This is a genomic window from Micromonospora sp. NBRC 110037 (genome assembly GCF_001652995.1).
Classification (GTDB): Bacteria; Actinomycetota; Actinomycetes; order Mycobacteriales; family Micromonosporaceae; genus Micromonospora; species Micromonospora chalcea.
Map to the genome: position 1 here is coordinate 1,534,788 of NZ_BBVA01000002.1, position 18,150 is coordinate 1,552,937.

Sequence of the window (18,150 nt, forward strand, 5' to 3'; positions counted from 1 at the left end):
GTTGACGGCGACAAAACGGACGGCAACCGCCGCCAACCTCATGATCAACCAGAACCAGAGGGGAGGGTCAGAAGGTGAAGAGGGAGGCGGTGGTGCGCTGCATCAGGCAGGGGTTGGTGAACGTACGCGTGTAGGAGACCGGGCGGTTCTGCCAGAAGCCTGTGGCGCGGGCGACGACCGGGGCGTACTGGGAGGTGCACGGCGCGCCGTCCACGTCGAGCGCGTCCAGGTCGCCGTCGACGCGGGCGACCAGCCGGCAGGCGGTGATCGGGTCGGGGTGCAGACCGCCGGCCGGCCCGCAGGTCAGCACCGTGGCGCGTACGCCGGCGCCGTCGTCGACGGTGAGCAGCAGCACCGAGGGGGTCTGCGGGCCGGGGTGCGGCGCGGCGTGGGCGGGGGAGGCCGGCGCGCCGAGCGCGGCGACCAGGGCCAGTGCGGCGGTACGTCGGGCGAAGGGCATGGGTGGTCCTTCCGTCGGGGCCCCGGGGTGCGGGGCCGATGGGTGGCCCGGTCCGTCGTGCGAACCGGGCCGCCGAGAACCCTAGGTGGACGGTGTGAACGCGAAGAGTTACGAAGTGTTACACCCGTCGGCCGCGTCGCACGTTCGGTGTGACATCGGCGTACGGGAATGCCCGAACGGCTGACAACCGCTTACGCGCCTCGCGTAAACGCATTCCGAATATGCGTGACGCCTGCCTGAAAGGCTGACAACCAAATCGGCCCGTTATTGCGCCGATGCATTCCGTACGCCGGATAGTTGTCAATGGATGACAACCGGAACGGCCGTTACCGTAACGATTCTTTCCGATGCTCCGTATCCCTTTATCGTCGGGTGGCAGGGCGTTTCCGCCCCCGTCGGAGGGACTGTTCATGAGCGATCTCTCACACCCGCCGCCCCGGACCACGGCCGCCGACGCGACCATTTCCGTCCCGGAGATCCAGGCCGGCCCGGAGCCCGCCGGCCGGACCGCGGAGTTCGTCGGCCGGTCACCGAACCAGCTCGCCTGGCTGCGGCTCAAGCGGGACCGTACGGCCCGGGCCAGCGCCCTGACGCTCCTCGTCGCCGCGGTGGTGGCGCTCGGCGCGCCGCTGCTGGGGCGGCTCACCGGAATCGACCCGACCGACAAGTTCGTCGACCGTTTGAACGATTTCGGAATGCCGATCGGGTATGCCGGCGGGATCAGTTCAGATCATTGGCTGGGCCTTGAGCCGGGCAGTGGCCGGGACATCCTGATGCAACTGGTCTACGGTCTTCGAACGTCGCTGTTCATCGCGTTCACCTCGGCGCTGCTGGCCTCCGGGATCGGCGTCGCGGTCGGTGTGCTGGCCGGATGGGCCAGAGGCTGGCTGGACAGTCTCGTCAACTGGCTGATCGACCTCACGCTGGCGTTCCCGTTCCTCATCTTCGCCCTCGCGGTCATCCCGATCCTGCAGGACCGCTTCTACTCCGACCGGGAGGCGCCGTCGCCGGCGTTCCGGGTGGCGCTGATCGTCGCCACCTTCGGCCTGTTCAGCTGGACGTACACCGCGCGGCTGGTCCGCGGGCAGGTGATCTCGCTGCGGGAGCGGGAGTTCGTCGACGCGGCCCGGGCCGCCGGTGCCGGCACCGCGCACATCCTGCTGCGGCAGCTGCTGCCGAACATCTGGGCGCCGATCCTGGTCACCGTCTCGCTGATGGTGCCCCAGTTCATCGCCATCGAGGCGGCGCTGGCGTTCGTCAACATCGGCGTCACCGAACCCACGCCCGACCTGGGCCGCATGATCTTCAACAGCATCGGCTACGTCGCGAGCGACCCCTGGTACACCCTGTTCCCCGGGTTGACGATCTTCCTGCTGGTCCTGGCGTTCAACCTGCTCGGCGACGCGCTGCGCGACTCGCTGGATCCCCGCTCCACCCGGTAGTCCCCACGGCCATCACACGCCCGGCCGGCGGGGGCCGCCGGGCACGAAGGGAGCACACCGTGCGCGCACGAACCCGGACACTGACAGGTGTCCTCGCCGCGGCGGCGCTGGCCGCCGCCGGCTGCAACCCCACGCCCGACGACAGCGGCGGCGACGACCAGAAGACCAAGACCCAGAGCGGCTCGATCTCGTACGAGGCCGCCGACAACCAGGGCCCGGCGAAGCCCGTCGACGGCGCGTCCCGGGGCGGCACCCTCACCGTCATGCAGCCGGCCGACTTCGAACACCTCGACCCGGCCCGCAACTACGTCAACGTGCAGCAGGTCGCCGGCGGGATGCTCTACCGCCCGCTCAACGGCTACAAGGAGGACGGCACCGGCAAGCTGCTGCTCGTCGGCGACCTGGCCACCAACCCCGGCAAGGACGTCGACGGCGACTGCAAGGTCTGGGAGTTCACGCTGCGCGACGGCGTGCGCTACGAGGACGGCACGCCGGTGAGCAGCAAGGACGTCGCCCACGGCATCGCCCGCTCGTTCGCGGCGAACCTCAACGAGGGCCCGCACTACATCCAGCAGTGGCTCTACCCGGGCGGGGCGTACAACGCCACCTACAAGGGACCGTACGACGGCGGCAAGCCGGTGCCCGACGGCGTCACCACCCCCGACGACCGGACCATCCGGTTCACGTTCCCGCAGCCGCACTGCGACATGCCGTACGCGGCGGCGCTGCCCACCAGCGCGCCGGTGCCCGCCGCCAAGGACACCCGCGCCAACTACGATCTGCGGCCGTTCTCGTCCGGCCCGTACCGGGTGAAGTCCTACCAGCGCGACGTGTCGCTGGAGCTGGAACGCAACCCGAACTGGGACCCGGCGACCGACCCGCTCCGCAACGCGTACCCGGACACGGTCCGGATGACGTTCGGCCTGGAGCAGGCCCAGATCGCCGAGCGGCTGGTCGCCGACGGACCGGCCGACCAGGCGGCGCTGAGCTGGTCGGACGTGCCGCCGTCGGTGCTGCCCCGCACCACCGGCGCCGGCGTCGCCGACCGGGTCGTCCGCGGCCCGACGCAGTACAACTGGGTGCTGAGCATCAACACCCAGCGGGTCACCGACCTGAACGTACGGCGCGCGCTGAACTACGCGGTCGACAAGGACGCCCTGCTCAAGGTCCTCGGCGGCCAGGCCGCCGGGACACCCGCGACCACGCTGATGTCACCCACCACCGCCGGGTTCGTGCCGTACGACGTGTTCAACGCCCCGGTGACCGGCGACAAGGCGAAGACCGCCGAGTTGCTCGCCGGAAAGCGGCCGAAGCTGGTGCTCGCCCACTCCAGCCTGGAACTGCGTACCCAGCAGGCCGAGGCGCTGCGCAAGAACCTCACCGACATGGGGTTCGACATCGTCATGAAGCCGATCGACAACAGCAGCTACTACGACGAGGTGGGCCGCAAGGACAACCCCTACGACCTGTACCTCACCGGCTGGGGCTCGGACTGGCCCACCGGCTCCACAGTCATCCCGCCGGTCTACGACGGACGGGAGATCGTGGCCGAGGGCAACCAGAACCTGTCGTACCTCAACGAGGCGTCGGTCGGCGCGGAGATCGACCGGGTCCGCGCCCTGCCCGCCGCGGAGCAGGACGCCGGCTGGATGGCGCTCGACCGCATGATCATGGAGAAGTACGCGCCGGTGGTGCCCTGCTACTACGACGCCACCTACGAGCTGCACGGCTCGAAGGTCGGCAACGCCTTCCTCAGTGACGCGTTCGGGATCATCTCGCTCAACGGCATCTACGTGAAGAAGTGACAGCCGCGCGGGGGCGGCTGCCACGGCGGCCGTCCCCGCGCCCCATCCGGGGGAGGTGCTCCCGTGTTCCGTTTCGTCGTCCGGCGGCTGCTCGTCGCCGCCCTGACCCTGGTCGTCATCAGCCTCGTCACATTCGGTCTCTTCTTCGCGGTGCCGAGCAGCCCGGCGAAGGTGATGTGCGGCAAGAACTGCACGGCCGAGGACATCGCCCAGGTCGAGCGCCGCCTCGGCATCGACCAGCCGCTGCCCCGGCAGTACGCGGACTTCGTCGGCGGCGTCTTCGCCGGCCGTACCTACGGCGAGGGGGACTTCCGGCAGGACTGCCCGGCGCCCTGCCTGGGTTACTCGTTCCGCAACAACCAGCCGGTCACCGAGATCGTCGCGCAGCGCGCCCCGGTGACGTTCAGCATCGTCCTCGGCGGCGCCGTGCTCTGGCTCGGCCTCGGCATCTCCCTGGGCATGGTGTCGGCGCTGCGCCGGGGTACGGCGTTCGACCGCGCCGCCATCGGCGTCACACTGGCCGGCGCGTCCATGCAGGTCTACTTCTTCGGTCTGATCCTGCTCTACCTGCTCGTCTACTCCACCGGGCTGCTGCCGTTCCCCAGCTACACGCCGCTGACCGAGAGCCCGGCCCGGTGGGCGGCCGGGCTGCTGCTGCCCTGGATGACGCTGGGTTTCCTCAACTCGGCGCTGTACGCCCGGCTGTCCCGGGCGCAAATGCTGGAGACCCTGTCGGAGGACTTCATCCGTACCGCCCGGGCGAAAGGGCTGCCCGCGCGGCAGGTGCACACCCGGCACGCGCTGCGCGCGGCGATCACGCCGATCGTCACTATCGCCGGGCTGGACATCGGCACCAGCCTCGGCGGCACGTTCATCACCGAGACCATCTTCGGCCTCCAGGGCCTCGGCAAGGCGACAGTGGAGGCGGTGCAGTTCCTCAACCTGCCGGTGGTGATGGCGACGGTGCTGCTGGCGGCCGTGTTCATCGTGGTCGCCAACATCGTCGTCGACGTGCTGTACGCGGTGATCGACCCACGGGTCCGGCTGGGCTGAGGAGGAGGAGACGGACATGGTGGAGCTTCCGACGCCGCGACGCGGCGAGGACCCGTACCTGCGGGTCACGGATCTGCGGGTGCGGTTCGACACCGAGGACGGTGTGGTGCGGGCCGTGGACGGGGTGTCGTTCGCTGTCGAGCGGGGCCGCACGCTGGGGATCGTGGGGGAATCGGGTTCCGGTAAGAGCGTGACGTCGCTGGCGATCCTCGGTCTGCACAACGTGAAGCGGACGACCGTTTCGGGGGAGATCTCGGTCGGTGGTCGTCAGTTGGTGGGTCTGGGTGAGGAGGAGATTCGTCGGTTGCGGGGCCGGGACATGGCGATGATCTTTCAGGATCCGTTGTCGGCGTTGCATCCGTACTACTCGGTGGGTCGGCAGATCGCGGAGGCGTACCGGGTGCATCATCCGAGGGCCGGGCGGCGGGAGGCCCGGGCGCGGGCGGTGGACATGCTGGGCCGGGTGGGGATTCCGCAGCCGGCGAAGCGGTTCGATCAGTTTCCGCACGAGTTCTCGGGTGGGATGCGGCAGCGGGCGATGATCGCGATGGCGCTGGTGAACGACCCGGATCTGTTGATCGCTGATGAGCCGACGACGGCGTTGGATGTGACGGTGCAGGCGCAGATCCTGGACCTGCTTGCGGATCTGCAGGCGGAGTTCCGGTCGGCGATCATTCTGATCACGCATGACCTGGGTGTGGTGTCTCAGGTGGCTGATGACGTGTTGGTGATGTACGCGGGTCGGGCGGTGGAGCACGGGAGTGTGGAGCGGGTGTTGCGGGCGCCGCAGCATCCGTACACGTGGGGGTTGTTGTCGAGTGTGCCGTCGTTGCACGGTGACGCGGACGCGGACCTGGTGCCGATCCCCGGCAACCCACCCAGCTTGATCAATCTGCCGTCGGGGTGTGCGTTCCATCCGCGCTGCCGGTGGGCCGGCGTGAACGGTGACCGGTCCCGCACCGAGATCCCGGAGTTGGGCCCTGCTGGTGCGTCGGGTCATCTGGTGGCGTGTCATCTGCCGGTCGCCGCGCGGGAGCGGATCTACGGGGACGAGGTCGCGCAGGTGGGGGTGGCTCGATGAACGGTGTGACGAACGGGCAGGCGGCGGTGGCGGGCGACGCCGGCCGGCTCGCGGGCGAGCCGCTGCTGTCGGTGCGGGGGCTGACCAAGCACTTCCCGGTGCGGCAGGGGCTGCGCGCGCGGGGTGCGGTGCGGGCTGTCGACGGGCTGGACTTCGACGTGCGGCCCGGCGAGACGCTCGGCCTGGTCGGGGAGTCGGGGTGCGGGAAGACCACGACCGGGCGGATGCTCGTGCGGCTGCTGGAACCCACCTCGGGCAGCATCATGTTCGCGGGGCGGGACATCACCCACGGCGGGCGGCGTGAGTTGCGTGCGCTGCGGCAGGACCTGCAGATCATCTTCCAGGACCCGTACGCCTCGCTGAACCCCCGCCACACCGTCGGGCGGATCGTGGCCATGCCGTTGCAGGTCAACCGGATCACCCCACCCGGCGGCATCAAACGCCGGGTGCAGGAGCTGCTGGAACTGGTCGGGTTGAACCCGGAGCACTACAACAGGTACCCGCACGAGTTCTCCGGCGGGCAACGCCAGCGCATCGGCATCGCCCGCGCCCTGGCGTTGAAACCCAAGCTGATCGTCGCCGACGAACCGGTCTCGGCGCTGGACGTGTCCATTCAGGCGCAGGTCATCAACCTGCTGCGCGACCTGCAACGCGACCTGGACCTGGCGTTCGTGTTCATCGCCCACGACCTCGCCGTCATCCGCCACTTCTGCCACCGCGTCGCCGTCATGTATCTCGGCAAGATCGTCGAAATCGGCGACCGCGACGACATCTACACCCGGCCCCAGCACCCCTACACCCGAGCCCTGCTGTCGGCGATCCCCGACGTCTCCACGCTCGGGCCCGCCGGCCGGATCCGCCTCACCGGCGACGTCCCCACCCCGTTGAACCCGCCATCGGGCTGCCGCTTCCGTACCCGCTGCTGGAAAGCCACCGACCACTGCGCCACCGAAGAACCCGCCCTGACCACCCGGGACGACGGCGGGCAGCTCACCGCCTGCCACTACCCGGAGAGCGGACCGGTCGGCATGCCGACCGGCGAACCCGGCAGCAACGAACGCACCTGACCCACGACGGAGCCGGGGACGACCCTGCCCTGAGCAGGAATCAAGCCTGACTGTGCCCTGAGCCGGGCGCGGTCGCCCCCGGCCGCCGATGCCGGAGTCCGCGCCGGTGACGATCGCGACCCGGTCGTAGTGCCCCGTATCGCTGGGGCATGACCGCGCACTACCCGCACGCGGCGACCTCAACCGGGCGGACGACCCCGACTCGGCCGCCGGTTTCGTCGGAGGCGGTGGCTAGGGTACGGACGTGATAGCCGATGAGTCCGATGCCGTGACCGTTCGCTTCCTGCGCATGATGAGCGCCGAGCTGCACGCCGAGCGGGCGGGCGACGACTCGCTCGGCCGCACTGTCGAGCTGGCCCGGCAGTGGTGGGGCACCGCCGACGACCGGCTCGCCGACGCCCTGCGCGAGCTGCACGGCGAGCCGTCCGAGCCGGCGTCAGACGGTCCGGACGGGCACGGCGAACTCCGGGGCCTGCGAGGTGAGCAACGCCGTCCGTGACGGCACGCGCCACTGCTCGGCCAGCGCCGCCGCCAGCTCGTCCAGCATCCGGCGTACGGTCGGCGCCGCCCCGGCGTGCATCGCCTCGATGACCACGAGGACCTCGACGGTGGCGGCACGTACCGCCGAGGCGCCGCTCTGCCGGTGGCACCAGCGCCGGGCGTGCGCGTGCCCGCCCTCGTCGGCGAAGATCACCTCGCCGGGCGCGGGCTGCTCGGACTCCCCACCGAGGCCGAGATACGACTCGGTGCCGTCGGCCGGGCGCACGGTCAGGTCGCCGTCGATCCCGGCCAGGTCGAGCACGGCGACCGGGACCGCGTACCCGACGGAGAGCGCGTTGCCGAGGTCCACCAGCGGGTGCAGCCGGGGCAGGTCGCCGTCGCGGCGCAGCCGGCGCAGCAGCGACTCGGCCGCGCAGCGGTAGCGCGTCGGCGGGCAGCCCATCCGGGTGAACGCGCGCCGCCACGCCTGGATCTCCGGGAAGCCGCCCTCGGGTGCGGCGGCGAGCCGGTCCCGGGCGACGTCGAGGTGACCGGCGAGGCGCGGCGTGACGTCGGGGTCGGGCGTGATCCCGGTGGCGTGCAGGACGCCGCAGGTCAGCTCGGGGAAGGAAGACCAGATCTCGGGGGAGTGCCGGAAACGCACTGATGAACTCCTTCTAGGCGGTGAACGCGAGGCCGAGGCCCAGGGCGAGGAAGCTGCCGGCCACGGCGTGCCGCAGCAGCGCCCTCAGCCGGGGCCGGGCCAGCACGCGGCGGCGCAACGCGCCGGCGAGCACCGCGTACCCGGCGAACACCAGCAGCGTGACCAGCATGAACACCAGGCCGCAGGCGAGCATGCGGACGGGGGCGGCGGGCGTGCCCGGGGGTACGAACTGCGGCAGGAACGCCACGAAGAACACCGTCACCTTCGGGTTCAGCAGGTTCAGCAACACCCCGTCGCGGAACACCGCCGACGCCGGGCGCGGCGGCCGGTCCGCGTCGACGGTGAACGCGCCCCGGTCGCACCACGCCGACCAGGCCATCCAGAGCAGGTACGCCACGCCCAGCCAGGTCACCACCCGGAACGCCGGCGTGCCGGCGCGCAGCAACGCGGCCAGGCCGGTCACCGCGGCGATCACGTGCGGGACGAGGCTGAGCGTGGCACCGGCCGCGGCGGCCAGCCCGGCGCGGCGTCCCGCGGTCACGGCGGTGGCGAGCGTGTGCGTCACCCCGGTGCCCGGAGTGACGGCGACGACGAGTGCGGTCAGCAGGAAGGCGATGGTCACCCGTCCAGCCTCTGGCCATAATGGTCCGGTGGACAGGGCCAAAGCCGTCGTTTCCGAGAGGTCCAAATCGGTCGGCGCGGACTTCCTCCAGCTCGATGTGGGCGAGGCCCCGCCCGGCGGCCGCGCCGACTGGCTGGCCGCCCGGCTGCGCTCGGCGATCGCCGACGGCCGCGCGCCAGTAGGTACCCGCCTGCCACCCAGCCGGGTGCTCGCCGCCGAGCTGGGCGTCTCGCGCGGCGTGGTGACCGAGGCGTACCAGCGGCTGGGCGAGGACGGCCAGGTCGCCGGGCGCGGCCGGGCCGGCACCGTCGTGGTGGCCACCCCGGCCGCCGTGCGCGCCCGGCCACCCGAGCCGAGGAGAGCACCGGAGGTGTTCACCGGCCGGCCCGGCCTCGACGTCTTCGAGGCGCTGCGCGCCGCCCCCGCGCGGGTGGACCTGACGCCCGGCGTACCCGATCTGGCGGCATTTCCCCGCGCGGCCTGGCTGCGGGCCGAGCGGGCCGTGCTGCACCGGGCCACGCCCGCCGCGCTCGGCTACGGCGACCCGACCGGCACGCCCGCGCTGCGGCGGGCCGTCGCGAACTGGCTGGCCCGCAACCGGGGCATCCGCGCCGACCCGGCCGAGGTGGTGGTAGTGGCCGGGGTGTCCCAGGCGCTCGGCCTGCTCGCGCGGGTGCTGCACGAGCGGGGTACGCGCACCGTCGCGGTGGAGGACCCCGGCTCGCTCGGCGTGCGGCAGCACCTCACGTACGCGGGGATGGCGACGCCGCCGGTGCCGGTGGACGACAGGGGCCTGCGCGTCGACGAGCTGGAGCGGTCCGGCGCGCCGGCCGTGCTGCTCACCCCGGCGCACCAGTTCCCGACCGGGGTGGTGCTCGACGGTGAGCGGCGTCGCCGGCTGCTGAGGTGGGCGCGCGACGGCGGCCTGGTGCTGGAGGACGACTACGACGCCGAGCACCGCTACGACCGCCCGCCCGTGCCGGCGCTGCGCGGCATGGCCCCCGACCGGGTCTGCTACACCGGCAGCATCTCCAAGCTGCTCGCCCCGGCCCTGCGGATCGGGTGGACGCTGGTGCCGCCGTCGCTGCACGCCGACGTGGTGGACGCGAAGCGGACGGCGGATCTGGGCAACGCGGCGCTGCCGCAGCTCGTGCTGGCCGAGCTGATGGAGTCGGGCGCGCTGGAGCGGCACCTGCGGCTGCTGCGCCACCGGCACGTACGCCGCCGCGACGCGATGATCCGGGCGGTCCGCGCGTACCTGCCGGGGGCGGTGGTGCACGGCGCCGCCGCCGGGCTGCACCTGACGGTCACGCTGCCCGGCGACGTGGACGACCTGGCGCTCGCGGCGGAGGCGCTGCGCCGGGGCGTCAAGGTCCACCCGCTGTCCTGGCACGGCCAGCGTCCGCAGCCGCCGGGCCTGGTCCTCGGGTACGCGGCGACCCCGCCGTCGGAGATCGACCGAGCCCTGTCCACAGTCGCCGATGCCCTCCACGCCCTTCCTTGATCAACGAGGGAGAGGTGGGGGGTAGAGGGCGGCCAGGGCGGTGGCGGTTTCGGCCAGGCGGGCGCGCAGCTCTTCCGGGGACAGGACCTCCACGTCGGCGCCGAGCCGCAGCAGGTCGCCGTGGGCGTGGGTGAGCGACTCGATCGGGATGACCGCGCGCACCCAGCCGCTGTCGTCGGGCGGGCCGGCGCTCGCCTCGGCGGCGGCGACCACCACGTCGCTGCCGATCTCGCGCAGCCGGGCGAACCCGCGCGGCGACAGCCGGATGTGCGCCTCGTCGCGGTGCAGCCCGGCCCGGAACGCCACCACGTGGGCGCGCCACCAGGCCGGCAGGTCGAACTCGGGCCGCTCGAACGTCTCGTCCAGCGGGGCCAGGTCGAGGATCTGGTTGACCCGGTAGGTGGCCGGTCCGGCGCGGTCCGGGCGGGCGGCCACGAGATACCAGCGCCCGCCCTTGAGCACCAGCCCGTACGGTTCGAGCACCCGGATCGTCTCGCCGCGCCAGCCCCGGTAGCGCACCCGGATCCGGTGCTCCCGCCACACCGCCTCGGCCGCCTCGGCGAGGTACGGCGACGGGTCGCCGTCGGAGTACCAGCCCGGCGTGTCCAGGTGGAACCGCTGTTCCAGCCGGGCGGCCCGGTCGGCCAGCGGCGCTGGCAGCGCGGCCCGCAGCTTGAGCTGTACGGCGGTGACGACCGACTGGTAGCCCAGTTCGGCGGCCGGTCCGGGCAGCCCGGCGAAGAGCAGCCGGTCTGCCTCCTCGGCGGTCAGCCCGGTCAGCCGGGTTCGCCAGCCCTCCACGAGCCGGTAGCCGCCGTCGTGTCCGGCCTCACCGTACAGCGGGATGCCGACGGTGTGCAGCGCCTCGACGTCCCGGTAGATGGTGCGTACCGACACCTCGAGGCGGGTGGCCAGGTCGGCGGCGGTGAGCCGGCCGTGCGCCTGCAGGAGCAGCAGGATGGACAGGAGTCGACTGGCCCGCATTCCGCTGACACTAGCTGTCAGGGGACCGCCCCTACCGTCCCGATCATGGCTTTCCACGACAAGGAGCTGACGGTGCCGGGGACGATCGAGGTCGCCGGCCGGCACGTCAAGCGCTACCACATCGACCAGCCGGACCGTCGCCTCGAACCACGTGTGGTCGAGGCCGCGTACGCGTACCTTCCCAAGCTGCTGCCCGGTCCCGACGGCGGCACCCCGCCGGCGAGCTGGGTGGTGCTGCACCGGGGCGCGGACAGCGGCGCGTACCTGCTGGCGTACACCTGGTTCTTCGACAACGTGGTCGAGTGCCGCATCGCGATCGCCGGGCAGCCCGCGCTCGACTGCCCGGACGACGATCCGGCGCGCTTCGTGGACCTGGAGCGTCCCGGGGTGGGCTGCGTCTGGGAGCTGGGTGTGCTGGAACACGAACGCGCCGCCTGGATCCGGCACGTGCTCGCGCCGGACCGACCGGACCTGGCCGGCTACCTGGCCGACGCCCGGGCCGAGGGGCCGGTGGGATTCTGATGGGCGACTTCGACTTCCTCGTCGGCACCTGGGACGTGACCAACCGGCGCCTGCGGCAGCGCCATGTCGGCAGCGACGACTGGGACGAGTTCGCCGGTGTCAGCGAGGCCCGCTCGTTCTTCGACGGCGCGGGCAGCTTCGACGAGATGCGCTGCCCCGGCCGGGGCTTCTCCGGCTCGTCGGTACGCGTCCTGAACCCGGCGACCGGGCTGTGGTCGATCTACTGGATGCACAGCGCGCGGGGCGTGCTGGAGCAGCCGCCGGTGGTGGGCCGGTTCACCGGCGGTGTCGGTGAGTTCCACGCCGACGACACCGACGAGGGCCGCCCGGTGCGCTGCCGGTTCCTCTGGTCGGCGATCACCCCGGTCTCCTGCCGCTGGGAGCAGGCGTTCTCCACCGACGGGGAGCGCACCTGGGAGACCAACTGGATCATGGAGTTCCGGCGGACGGCATGACCGGCGGGGTGGTGGTCCGGTAGATCGCGGTCAGCCAGACGTCGAGCAGCACGTCGACCACGTCCCGCTCGGCCACCGCCGGGCCGTCCCCGGCGAACGTGGCGTACCAGACCCGTTCGTTCATCGAGTTCAGCGCGATCGAGAGGTCCCGGGCGGGCAGCCCGTCCGGGGCCGCGCCGCGTGCGCGTTCGGTCTCGATCGCGGCCTGCACCGCGCGGACCCAGCGTTCCAGCACCTCGGCCCAGAGCCGCCGCACCTCGGCGTTGGTGCCGCGTACCTGGGCGCAGGCGAGCACCACGTCCCGGTGCCCGCCGAACGTGGCGTGGAACCGGGCGATCAGCTCCCGCCAGTGGGCGCGCGGGTCCTCGGCGAGCCGGTCGAACACGCCGCCGGCCGCCGCGTCGGCCTCCTCGGTGACCCGGTCCAGCAGCGTGAGCAGCACCGCGTCCTTGGACGGGAAGTAGAAGTAGAACGTGGGACGGGAGATGCCCGCGCCGCGCGCCAGGTCGTCGATGGAGATGTCCCCGAACGCGCGCTGCCGCAGCAGCCGCTCGGCGGTGGCCAGGATCGCGGTCTCCCGCTCGTCGCCGGCGGAGCGGCCGGCCCGCCGCCCGCGGCTGGGCGCGGCGCCGGCCGGCGTACGGGCGGTGGTCATGTCGGCTGATGCTACACCCGCTCAACACCCTGTCGATTAAGCTCGACATGGTGTTGACTGCGCTCGACGGCGATGGATAGTGTCCGGTCCACCGCCGGTGCGAACGGGAGAAACCGATGGCCGCAGACCACGTCGACGTCCTCATCGTCGGGGCCGGCCTGTCCGGCATCGGCGCCGCCGTCCACCTCGGACGCGAGTGCCCCGGCAAGACCTATGCGGTGCTGGAGGCCCGGGGCGCCATCGGCGGCACCTGGGACCTGTTCCGCTACCCGGGCATCCGCTCCGACTCCGACATGTACACCCTCGGCTACTCGTTCAAGCCGTGGACCGACCCGAAGGCCATCGCCGACGGCGACTCCATCCGCGCGTACGTGCGCCAGACCGCCCGCGAGTACGACGTCGAGCAGCACATCCGCTTCCACCACCGGGCCGTGCGCGCGGAATGGGACAGCGCCACCGCCCGCTGGACGGTCCACGCCCGCCGCGACGACACCGGCGAGGACGTCACCATCACCTGCGGGTTCCTGTTCACCAACTCCGGCTACTACCGCTACGACTCCGGCTACACGCCGCGTTTCCCCGGCGTCGAGCGGTACGCCGGCACGCTCGTGCACCCGCAGCACTGGCCCGACGACCTGGACTACACCGGCAAGCGGGTCGTGGTGATCGGCAGCGGCGCCACAGCCGTCACCCTCGTGCCGGCGATGGCCGAGCGGGCCGCCCACGTCACCATGCTCCAGCGCTCACCCACGTACGTCGTCGCGCTGCCCTCGCGCGACCCGTTCGCCGACGCCGCGCGGCGCTGGCTGTCCCCGACGGCCGCGTACACGGTGGCGCGGTGGAAGAACGTCGCGCTCGGGGTGGCCAACTTCCAGCTCAGCCGCCGCGCCCCCGGCGTGGTGAAGCGGTTCCTGCGCCGGGCCGCGAAGGGCCGGCTGCCCGCCGGGTACGACGTCGAGCGGCACTTCTCGCCCCGGTACGACCCGTGGGACCAGCGCCTGTGCGTGGTCCCGGACGGGGACCTGTTCACCGCGCTGCGGGCCGGGCGCGCGTCCGTGGTCACCGACACCATCGACACGTTCACCGAGCACGGTATCCGGCTCGCCTCCGGCGAGGAACTGCCCGCCGACGTGGTGGTCACCGCCACCGGCCTGAACCTGCTCGCGCTCGGCGGCATGACACTGGCCGTCGACGGCGCCGAGGTCGACCTCGCCTCGACAGTGGCCTACAAGGGCATGATGCTCTCCGGCGTGCCGAACTTCGCCATGACGATCGGCTACACGAACGCCTCCTGGACGCTCAAGGCCGACCTCGTCGCCACGTACGTCTGCCGGCTGCTGCGCCACCTCGACGACACCGGCCAGCAGATCGTCACGCCGCTCGCCCCGGACACCGACGACCTGGCGCCGATCATCGACCTGAAGTCCGGCTACGTGCTGCGCGCCGTCGACCAACTGCCCAAGCAGGGGCCGCGCGCGCCGTGGCGGCTGCACCAGAACTACCCCCGCGACGTACGCCTGATGCGGCGCGGCCCGCTCACCGACGGCGTACGCTTCGCCCGCGCCGGCGTACCCGCCGCCACCTCGGGAGGAACCGATGCGTGACCTCGTCTTTCCCGGCGGCACCGCGGTGCTCACCGGCGCGGCGAGCGGCATCGGCGCGGCGCTGGCCCACGGCCTGGCCCGGCGCGGCGCCGACCTGGTCCTGCTCGACCGCGACGCCGACGGCCTGACCTCGGTCGCCGCCGCGATCTCGGCGGCGCACCCGGACCTCCGGGTCGAGACGCACGTGGTCGACCTCGCCGACGCCGAGGCCACCGAGCGGATCGCCGCCGAGATCCACCGCGCGCATCCCCGCATCCGGCTGCTGATCAACAACGCCGGGGTGGCGCTGGGCGGGCGTTTCGACCAGGTCACAGTGGAGGAGTTCCTCTGGGTCGTCGAGATCAACTTCCGGGCGGTGGTGCGCCTGACCCACGCGCTGCTGCCCGCGCTCAAGGCCGAACCCGGCGCGCACCTGGTCAACGTCTCCAGCCTGTTCGGCATCATCGCGCCCGCCGGGCAGGCCGCGTACGCGGCGAGCAAGTTCGCCGTCCGCGGCTTCACCGAGGCGCTGCGGCACGAACTCGTCGACGACGGCGTCGGCGTCACGTCGGTGCACCCGGGCGGCATCCGTACCCGGATCGCCGCCAGCGCCCGGGTCGGCAGCGGCGTTGACCGGGCCGAGTACGAGACCGGACTCAGGCAGTTCGAGAAGCTGCTCACCATCGACCCGGCGAAGGCCGCCGAGGCGATCCTGCGCGGCGCGAAGCGGCGTCGCGGCCGGGTGCTGATCGGCTGGTCGGCGAAGCTGCCCGACCTGCTGGCCCGGGTGGCCCCCGCCGGGTACGGCCGGGTGCTCGCCCTGGGCATGCGCCCGTCCCGCCCGGCGGCGACCGTCGCCGGGGCGCCGGCGCCGCGGGCCGAGACGCTCGGCGAGGAGGCCGCGCGGGAACCCGGACGTACGGCGTGACGGTGGCCCTCCCGCCGGTCGACGAGCGCACCGTCGACGGCCGGCGCGTGCGCTGCCGGATCAGCGGCGACGGGCCGCCCGTGGTGCTGCTGCACGGCATCGGCCGTACCCTCGACGACTTCACCGCCCTGCACGCCGCGCTGGCCCGCGACCACCTGGTGCTCGCGGTGGACCTGCCCGGGCACGGCGGCTCCGCGCCGCTGGACGGGCCGCACACGCTGCCCGCCCTGGCCGGCGCGGTCGCCCGGTTCCTCGACGTGGCCGGGGTGACCGGCCCGGCGCACCTGGTCGGCAACTCCCTCGGCGGGGCGGTGGCGATGCGCCTAGCGGTCGACGCGCCGCAGCGGGCGGCCAGCCTGGCGCTGCTCAACAGCGCCGGCTTCGGCCGGGAGGTGACGGTGGCGCTGCGGCTGCTCGCGATCCGCCCGCTGGCGCCGCTGCTGCTGCGCCCGCATCCGGGGATCGCCCGCCGCAGCGAGCGGGCCATCTTCTTCGACCCGGCGTACGTCACCGAGGAGCGGATCGCCACCGCTCTGGCGCTGGCCCGCCGGCCGCACGCCGCCCGGGTGATGCTGGAGCTGGTCCGCGACCTGGGCACCTGGCGCGGGGTGAAGCTGCGGTGGCGCGCCGAACTGCTCGACGCGGTGGCCGCGCTCGACCTGCCCATGCTGCTCGTCTGGGGCGACCGTGACCTGATCCTGCCTGCCGCGCACCTGGCGTACGCCGGCAGCCGGCTGCCGCACGCGCGCCGCCACCTGTTCCGCGACACCGGGCACATGCCGCAGATCGAGCGGACCGCCGAGGTGGAGGCGCTGCTGCGGGAGTTGTGGGCCTGACCCGCGGTGGTCTGCGCCACTGCCCGGGCCCGCGATCGAGCGGCGGGACGAGCCGCGGAGCAAGCTTAGATACATGACGCATCCCAGCCGGACCGCGCCGTCCGCCGCCGAGCGGGCGTACCGGCACCTCAAGCAGGCCATCCTGGAACAGGTCTACCCGGGCGGCCAGCTCGTGAGCGAGGGCGAGATCGCCGACGCGACCGGCGTGTCCCGCACCCCGGTCCGGGAGGCGCTGCTGCGGCTGGAGACCGAGGGTCTGGTCAAGCTCTACCCGAAGCGCGGCGCGCTGATCCGGCCGGTGTCGGCCCGGGAGATCGCCGACGTCATCGAGGCCCGCCGGCTGGTCGAGCTGCACGCCGCCGAGCGGGTCTGGGACCGCCGCGCCGAGTTGCGCACCGACCTGGCCCGCCGGCTGGAGGAGATGCGACGCGCGCACGCCGCCGGTGACATCAGCGCGCTCATGGACGCCGACCGCTCGTTCCACGCCGCCGTGGTCGAGGCGGCCGGCAACGAGATCCTGGCCGAGCTGTACCACCGCCTGCGCGACCGGCAGCTGCGCATGGGCGAGGCGAGCTTCCGGCTCTCACCCGGCTGGGCCGAGGTCGCCCTGGCCGAGCACGCCGGCCAGCTCGCCGCGCTCGACGGCGACGACCCGCAGGCGTGGCGCGACGCTGTCGCCGGGCACATCGACACCGCCGCGCGGATGCTCGGGACGCTGCGGTGAGCGTGTCCCGCCGGCCCGCGGCCCTGGTGTACGCGGTGGCGCTGACCGCGTACCTGACCGCCGTGTTCCACCGCAGCTCACTCGGCGTCACCGGGGTCGACGCGGCGGATCGGTTCCACATCAACGCCTCCGCGCTCGCCACGTTCTCCGTCGCCCAGCTCGCCGTCTACGCCGCCATGCAGGTCCCGGTCGGGGTGCTGCTCGACCGCTACGGCTCGCGCCGGCTGCTGCTGGCCGGCGGCGCGCTGATGGTGGCCGGGCAGATCGTCTTCGCGGTCGCCACCGACGTGCCGGCCGCCGTCGCCGCGCGGGTGCTGGTCGGCCTCGGTGACGCCATGACCTTCATCAGCGTGCTGCGCATCGTCGCGTTCTGGTTCCCCGGCCGCCGCAACCCGCTGCTGGTGCAGCTCACCGGCACCGTCGGCCAGCTCGGCGCGGTGCTCGGCGCCGTACCCCTGGTGCTGCTGCTGCACCGCGCGGGCTGGACCCCGGCGTTCCTGACCGCCGCGGCGCTCGGCGCGACGGTGGTGCTGATGATCCTCGTCGCGGTACGCGACACCCCGCACGCCGAGCACGCCACCGCGCTCGCGCCCGACCTGGCGACCGTGCGCCGCCAGCTCGCCGAGGCGTGGGCCGAGCCGGGCACCCGGCTGGGCCTGTGGACGCACTTCGTCACGCAGTTCTCCGGCTCGGTGTTCGCGCTGCTGTGGGGGTACCCGTTTCTGGTGCAGGGCCAGGGCTTCTCGCCCACGGCGGCGGCCGGGCTGCTCACCCTGATGACGATGGTGACGCTCGTGTGCGGGCCGGTGCTCGCGCATCTGTGCGCCCGCTTCCCGTTCCACCGCTCGGTGCTGGTCTTCGCCATCACCGCCGGCACCGCCGGCATGTGGGCGGTGGTGCTGGCGTGGCCGGGCCGGGCGCCGCACGCGCTGCTGGTGGCGCTCGTGGTGGTGCTCGCGGTCAACGGTCCCGGTTCGATGATCGGGTTCGACTACGCCCGCTCGTTCAACCCGGTGCACCGCATCGGCAGCGCCACCGGCATCGTCAACGTCGGCGGTTTCGCCGCCTCGATCGTGCTGATCCTGGCCGTCGGCCTGGTGCTCGACCTGGCCACCCCGGCCGGGCACGACGCGCCGCCGCTGTCCGCGTTCCGCTGGGCGTTCGCCGTGCAGTTCCTGCTCTGGGCGCTCGGCGCGGCGCAGGTGCTGCGCTACCGCAACGCCGCCCGCCGGATCGCCGCCGACCGGGCCGCCGCGACGGCCGCGGCCCCCGTCTGAGTACGCGG

General features: G+C 72.8%; 19 protein-coding genes. 14 read left to right on the forward strand and 5 right to left on the reverse strand.

The window, feature by feature from the left end; all coding sequences use genetic code 11:
- Positions 1-67 precede the first annotated feature (67 nt).
- Positions 68-460, reverse strand: coding sequence for an SSI family serine proteinase inhibitor (locus A4R25_RS05945; RefSeq protein WP_064445897.1), 393 nt, complete (start codon positions 458-460; stop codon positions 68-70).
- Positions 461-870: 410 nt separating this feature from the next.
- On the opposite strand from A4R25_RS05945, the gene A4R25_RS05950 reads away from it, so the two are divergent.
- From A4R25_RS05950 to A4R25_RS05975, 6 genes are all read left to right on the forward strand, one after another.
- Positions 871-1,902 (forward strand): ABC transporter permease, encoded by a 1,032-nt coding sequence (locus A4R25_RS05950; protein ID WP_064445898.1) that lies wholly within the window; start codon positions 871-873, stop codon positions 1,900-1,902.
- A gap of 59 nt (positions 1,903-1,961) precedes the next feature.
- Positions 1,962-3,707: an ABC transporter substrate-binding protein gene (locus A4R25_RS05955; RefSeq protein WP_064445899.1), complete on the forward strand. Its 1,746-nt coding sequence runs from the start codon at positions 1,962-1,964 to the stop codon at positions 3,705-3,707.
- A gap of 63 nt (positions 3,708-3,770) precedes the next feature.
- Entirely contained in the window at positions 3,771-4,760 is a 990-nt protein-coding gene (locus tag A4R25_RS05960; protein WP_064445900.1) for an ABC transporter permease, read from the forward strand.
- 16 nt (positions 4,761-4,776) lie between these two features.
- Positions 4,777-5,841 (forward strand): ABC transporter ATP-binding protein, encoded by a 1,065-nt coding sequence (locus A4R25_RS05965; protein WP_064445901.1) that lies wholly within the window; start codon positions 4,777-4,779, stop codon positions 5,839-5,841.
- Positions 5,838-6,908, forward strand: a complete 1,071-nt coding sequence (locus A4R25_RS05970; protein ID WP_064445902.1) for an ABC transporter ATP-binding protein — start codon at positions 5,838-5,840, stop codon at positions 6,906-6,908. The genes A4R25_RS05965 and A4R25_RS05970 overlap by 4 nt, the downstream gene beginning before the upstream one ends.
- Positions 6,909-7,176: 268 nt before the next feature.
- A complete protein-coding gene (locus A4R25_RS05975) occupies positions 7,177-7,407 on the forward strand; it encodes a hypothetical protein (protein ID WP_231915436.1) in 231 nt (76 codons plus the stop codon).
- Here A4R25_RS05975 and A4R25_RS05980 read toward each other — a convergent pair.
- Together A4R25_RS05980 and A4R25_RS05985 are read right to left on the reverse strand one after the other, a co-directional pair.
- Positions 7,345-8,052 (reverse strand): B3/4 domain-containing protein, encoded by a 708-nt coding sequence (locus A4R25_RS05980; protein WP_064445904.1) that lies wholly within the window; start codon positions 8,050-8,052, stop codon positions 7,345-7,347. The genes A4R25_RS05975 and A4R25_RS05980 overlap by 63 nt on opposite strands.
- 13 nt (positions 8,053-8,065) lie before the next feature.
- Positions 8,066-8,674, reverse strand: coding sequence for a LysE family translocator (locus A4R25_RS05985; protein ID WP_064445905.1), 609 nt, complete (start codon positions 8,672-8,674; stop codon positions 8,066-8,068).
- A 28-nt stretch (positions 8,675-8,702) separates the two neighbouring features.
- Here A4R25_RS05985 and A4R25_RS05990 point away from each other — a divergent pair, with 28 nt between their 5' ends.
- The gene (locus A4R25_RS05990) at positions 8,703-10,178 is read left to right on the forward strand and encodes a PLP-dependent aminotransferase family protein (protein ID WP_064445906.1); all 1,476 of its coding nucleotides are present in this window, start codon (positions 8,703-8,705) and stop codon (positions 10,176-10,178) included.
- Here the strand turns inward: A4R25_RS05990 and A4R25_RS05995 are convergent, their stop codons facing one another.
- Positions 10,179-11,162, reverse strand: coding sequence for a YafY family protein (locus tag A4R25_RS05995; protein WP_064445907.1), 984 nt, complete (start codon positions 11,160-11,162; stop codon positions 10,179-10,181).
- 45 nt (positions 11,163-11,207) lie between these two features.
- On the opposite strand from A4R25_RS05995, the gene A4R25_RS06000 reads away from it, so the two are divergent.
- Both A4R25_RS06000 and A4R25_RS06005 read left to right on the forward strand, forming a co-directional pair.
- The gene (locus A4R25_RS06000; protein ID WP_064445908.1) at positions 11,208-11,684 is read left to right on the forward strand and encodes a hypothetical protein; all 477 of its coding nucleotides are present in this window, start codon (positions 11,208-11,210) and stop codon (positions 11,682-11,684) included.
- On the forward strand, positions 11,684-12,139 hold the full coding sequence (locus tag A4R25_RS06005) for a hypothetical protein (RefSeq protein ID WP_064445909.1): 456 nt from the start codon (positions 11,684-11,686) through the stop codon (positions 12,137-12,139). The genes A4R25_RS06000 and A4R25_RS06005 overlap by 1 nt, the downstream gene beginning before the upstream one ends.
- On the opposite strand, the gene A4R25_RS06010 is transcribed toward A4R25_RS06005, so the two are convergent.
- Positions 12,114-12,794 carry a TetR/AcrR family transcriptional regulator gene (locus A4R25_RS06010; protein WP_064445910.1) on the reverse strand — a complete coding sequence of 227 codons (681 nt, stop codon included), beginning with the start codon at positions 12,792-12,794 and terminating at the stop codon, positions 12,114-12,116. The genes A4R25_RS06005 and A4R25_RS06010 overlap by 26 nt on opposite strands.
- Before the next feature lie 116 nt (positions 12,795-12,910).
- Here A4R25_RS06010 and A4R25_RS06015 point away from each other — a divergent pair, with 116 nt between their 5' ends.
- The 5 genes from A4R25_RS06015 to A4R25_RS06035 all read left to right on the forward strand — a co-directional run bounded on the left by A4R25_RS06015 (position 12,911) and on the right by A4R25_RS06035 (position 18,142).
- Positions 12,911-14,398: an NAD(P)/FAD-dependent oxidoreductase gene (locus A4R25_RS06015; RefSeq protein WP_064445911.1), complete on the forward strand. Its 1,488-nt coding sequence runs from the start codon at positions 12,911-12,913 to the stop codon at positions 14,396-14,398.
- Positions 14,391-15,305 carry an SDR family oxidoreductase gene (locus A4R25_RS06020; protein WP_064445912.1) on the forward strand — a complete coding sequence of 305 codons (915 nt, stop codon included), beginning with the start codon at positions 14,391-14,393 and terminating at the stop codon, positions 15,303-15,305. Before A4R25_RS06015 ends, A4R25_RS06020 begins: the two co-directional genes overlap by 8 nt.
- On the forward strand, positions 15,302-16,141 hold the full coding sequence (locus tag A4R25_RS06025; RefSeq protein ID WP_064445913.1) for an alpha/beta fold hydrolase: 840 nt from the start codon (positions 15,302-15,304) through the stop codon (positions 16,139-16,141). The genes A4R25_RS06020 and A4R25_RS06025 overlap by 4 nt, the downstream gene beginning before the upstream one ends.
- A 73-nt stretch (positions 16,142-16,214) precedes the next feature.
- Positions 16,215-16,865, forward strand: a complete 651-nt coding sequence (locus tag A4R25_RS06030; protein WP_064445914.1) for a GntR family transcriptional regulator — start codon at positions 16,215-16,217, stop codon at positions 16,863-16,865.
- On the forward strand, positions 16,862-18,142 hold the full coding sequence (locus tag A4R25_RS06035; RefSeq protein WP_064445915.1) for a nitrate/nitrite transporter: 1,281 nt from the start codon (positions 16,862-16,864) through the stop codon (positions 18,140-18,142). Before A4R25_RS06030 ends, A4R25_RS06035 begins: the two co-directional genes overlap by 4 nt.
- Positions 18,143-18,150 lie beyond the last annotated feature (8 nt).